The following is a 3,939-nucleotide window of genomic DNA, read 5'->3' as shown; positions in this document are numbered from 1 at the left end:
GCGCAGGTCGCGGAGACTTGGCCCGCGCCCGAGAGATGGCCGATCTTGCTAGAGAGTGCCCGTCGACAGGGCGGCGCCGGCTGGCAGTGGTTCAGCGACGGGCAGGGAGCGAGACGAACAGCCGACGCGCTGCTGGATCTGGTACTACCCTGACGGTGGTTGCACTGCAGTCCTTCGATGCCGGTCGTTCCGCAATGTCGGCTGAGCCTTCCGCTTTTCAGCGCCACGGTGGCGCGTCCACCGTCGTCCCCAACCGTCCGGCGCGCTGGCGTGACTAGGCTCGCCGGCACTGCCGCGACCCTCGCTGAACGACGGTGAACGAGACCAAGCCTCAGACCAGGTGTGCGCCTTGCGCCGGCCGGAGTAAGCGTGCGGAAGCACCGTTGCAAGCTTGGGAAGTTGATGTACAGCCGACGCAACCTCGCCTATCACAGCAGACGTAAGTCCGGAGTGGCCCTGGTTGTCCTCCCGCCGCCCCCGCTTTGTGGCCCGTTGATGGCCCAACCTGTTCAGTGAGCAGCGAGCAGGCTTTCCTGCCAACGGACCGGTGTCGATCCTTGACTTACCAGCGCCATCATGATCATTATGGTGCCACCGTCGACCGGGCAGGCTAACCGACCCGATCACCGCTACGACCGGCGCCCATCAAGACTGAGACCACGTCGCGGACGGCCCCGTCCGACGAGCACGGATGCCCCAGGACAGCCCGAGCTTCCCGACCCGCAAGCAAACACGACTACTTTCTGTAATCTTTCGCCGTCGCATCATCAAACTAGGACAAAAAGGAGAACTTGTACCAGCGCGCCGGTGGGACGCTGCCGGTGGGTAAACTTGTGGAACCAGGGGTTCTTTGTCCGCAAAATAGCTCTCTCTCGGACCCTATAGAAGTATATTCCATCGGATGCCGTTCGGGAGCGGCCGCTACGAGAGGATCTTCATTGCCAGGCGTTTTCATCAGCCACCGGGGCCAGGATCACGAAGCCGCCGAAAAACTTGCGGTCGACCTCCGTGACCGCAGCCACGAAGTTTGGTTGGATGTGTGGAGGATCGACCTTGCAGATTCGATCGTAGGTAAGATCAACGAAGGTCTGAGTTCTGCCACGCACGTCGTACTGTGCTACTCGGATGCGGGCGTTCTTGCACCGTGGATCAGCCAAGAGTGGATGTCCACCCTTGCTCGGCAGCTGAACGGGGCGTCGGTCCGCCTGGTTCCTGCGCGACTCACTGGAGGCGAGCCGCCATCGATCCTCGCCGACATCAAGTACGCGGATCTAGTAGCCGACTGGGACGCTGGCATTGCCGCCCTGGACAGGGCCCTGCGGCGGTAGATAGATGGACAGCCAAGAAGTCTATGTTGCGGCAGCCGACGATGAGGTGCACCTAGCTGAAATCATCGCCGAGCCGCTTCGTTCGGCTGGATATGCGGTGATTCACAATGGGACCGTGGAAGTCGGTAAATCGATCGTCGGCGAAGCCACTCGTGCGCTTAAGCGCAATACCCCGGTCGTACTGTGCGCCACCAGCAAGGCTGTAGGAAGCGCTTGGACGCATCAAATTGTCAACGCTGCCAGGGTGAGCGGACCGCCTCGGGTTTTTGTTGTGCAGATGGACACAGATGCCTATGTTGACCAACTGGCGGTCAATACCGTCGTGGCTCGGTACTGTGACAACGAGGCGAAGGCACTCGCTGACCTCTTGACCGCACTTCATTCATGCTTTCCCCCGAGGCATCCGCGTCCTGATTCCTCCCAGACGGCAGGTGCGGCCCGGCCAGGCGGCCAGTTCCTGGACGAGCCCTCGGGCCTCGTCGAGTTCGACTTCGAAGCGCTCAAAGCTTTCCGTGACGAATTACGCAGCGAGGTGCTGACCGTTTACCCGGCATCCTTGTCACCGCGACAGTTCTTGGAAAGTGCAGGGCTGTGGATGCAGGGCTGCCTCACTCGTACAGGCGCCTTACTCTTCTCTAGACATCCCTCTCCGGGGGAGGCGAGTTTTGCAGTAAAATGCGTCAGATACTTCGGAACCAGCCGGTCTGCCAGCCGAGAAAGCGTGACCCTAGAAGGGGCTGCGCGCTCGCAGATCCGCCTTGCAGTGGAATTCGTGAAGCAACACACGCAATACGGAGAGCGCCCTTCGCCGAACTCAGCCCAGGCCGAGGACTTTTACCTATTTCCGCTGGTTGCGGTGCGTGAAATTGTCGCCAATGCTATTGTCCATCGCGACTACACTCGCGATGACGCCTGCGTACACGTGCGACTTTTTTCCGACCGCTTGGAAATAACTAGCCCCGGAACCTGGTGCGGACGCGAACTGGCATCTAATGTCCCCATAGACTTGGAGCAACTAGAAGGCGAGTCAATCAAGCGTAATTTCCAACTTGCCCGCCTCCTAGCCTGGACCAAGTACGTGGAGGGGGAGGGAAGCGGTATCCCAACCGCAGTGGAAAATTGTCGGGCATTGGGTGTAAATTCACCGACTGTAATCCAGAAAGAAAGATTTGTTGTAGTGCGCCTGCACCGCCTGCCCGAAGTTGGCGGCGAGACCTCCGTCAGTGTTGCATCGCGAAACCTGGTGACATGGCCATGTCAGATTGGCGTGATCCCCCAGGAGGCGGACTGTTTCCAGTACCGGACAGCGCTCGACACGCTCGACGACATGGCTGGGAATGGAAGGACGGCGCCATGGATGCTCCTTTCTGGCATGGGCGGGGTAGGTAAAACCCAGATCGCGGCGCACTATGCCCACCGTACCTGGAACGCTGGCGACGTTGATCTATTGATGTGGGTTACCGCGAACAGCCGCGATACGATCCAGGCTGCCTACACGAACGCCGCCGGTGTGGTGGCCGGCGCCGACCCTACCGACCCGGACGCCGCCGAGATTTTGTTGGCTTGGCTGGCGACCACCGACAAGCGGTGGCTGATCGTGTTGGATGACCTGTACGAGTCTGATGATCTACGCAACCTGTGGCCCCCGATCCATTCAAATGGCCGCGTTTTGGTAACCACGCGGCGCAGAGACGCAGCGCTGACTGCTGCGGGTCGCCGGCGAGTCGACGTCGGTCTGTTCACCGCTGACGAGGCCGCTGCGTTCCTCACCGAGAAACTCGCCTACCATCACCGCCACGACGATCCTGCGCAGATCGCTGCCCTGGCCGCGGACCTGGGGCATCTACCGCTCGCCCTCGCCCAGGCATCCGCCTACCTCGCCGATCTGGACCTGAACTGCGCGGCTTATCGGGCCCGACTGGCCGACCGCCGCCGGACCCTAGCCGATCTGTCCCCCGACAGCCTGCCCGACGGCCAGCCGGCGGTTGTGGCTGCTGCCTGGTCCCTGTCCATCGAGCTCGCTGACCGCCTCCGCCCTGTCGGCCTGGCCCACCCCATGCTCCAGCTCGCTGCCGTCCTAGACCCCCACGGCATTCCCGAAGCCGTGCTCACCAGCCCACCCGCGCTGGCCTATCTCACGCGCCACCGCACCTCTGGCAATCAGCCGAAACAGTCCGATGAAAACTACGCCCGTCCCGTCGACGCGGCGGCTGCCCGCGACGCGCTGCGCGCCATGCACCGACTCAGCCTCCTTGAGCACACCCCCACCGACCCACATCAGACCGTCCGGGTCCACCCACTCATCCAACGTGCGGTTCGCGAGTCGCTGCCGCCCGACCGGCAGCACGCCTTGGCCCGGGCCGCTGGCGACGCGCTACTGGCCGCCTGGCCGGAGGTCGAACGCGACATCAACCTCGCCCAGGCGCTACGCGCCAACACCAACGTGGTCAACAACACCGTCCCCGACGCCCTGCGGCATCCCGATGGGCACCCGGTTCTTTTATCGAGCCGGCACCAGCCTCGGAGAGGCTGGCCTAGTCGCAGCCGCCGCCGACTACTTTCAACGTCTTGACACGACCTCACACGATTGGCTGGGCCCCGACCACCCTGA

The 3,939-nt window shown here is 62.4% G+C and carries 2 protein-coding genes; both read left to right on the top strand.

Annotated features, from left to right (window positions below; translation table 11 throughout):
• Window positions 1-821: 821 nt before the first annotated feature.
• Window positions 822-1,328, top strand: coding sequence for a toll/interleukin-1 receptor domain-containing protein (locus U9977_RS27320; protein ID WP_416210789.1), 507 nt, complete (start codon window positions 822-824; stop codon window positions 1,326-1,328).
• A gap of 4 nt (window positions 1,329-1,332) precedes the next feature.
• Window positions 1,333-3,900, top strand: coding sequence for an NB-ARC domain-containing protein (locus U9977_RS26255; protein WP_322751958.1), 2,568 nt, complete (start codon window positions 1,333-1,335; stop codon window positions 3,898-3,900).
• Window positions 3,901-3,939 lie beyond the last annotated feature (39 nt).

This window comes from Protofrankia sp. Cas8 (genome assembly GCF_963555845.1).
Taxonomy (GTDB): domain Bacteria; phylum Actinomycetota; class Actinomycetes; order Frankiales; family Frankiaceae; genus Protofrankia.
Note: the sequence above shows the minus strand (reverse complement) of the source record. Positions and strands in the feature narration are given on the sequence as shown.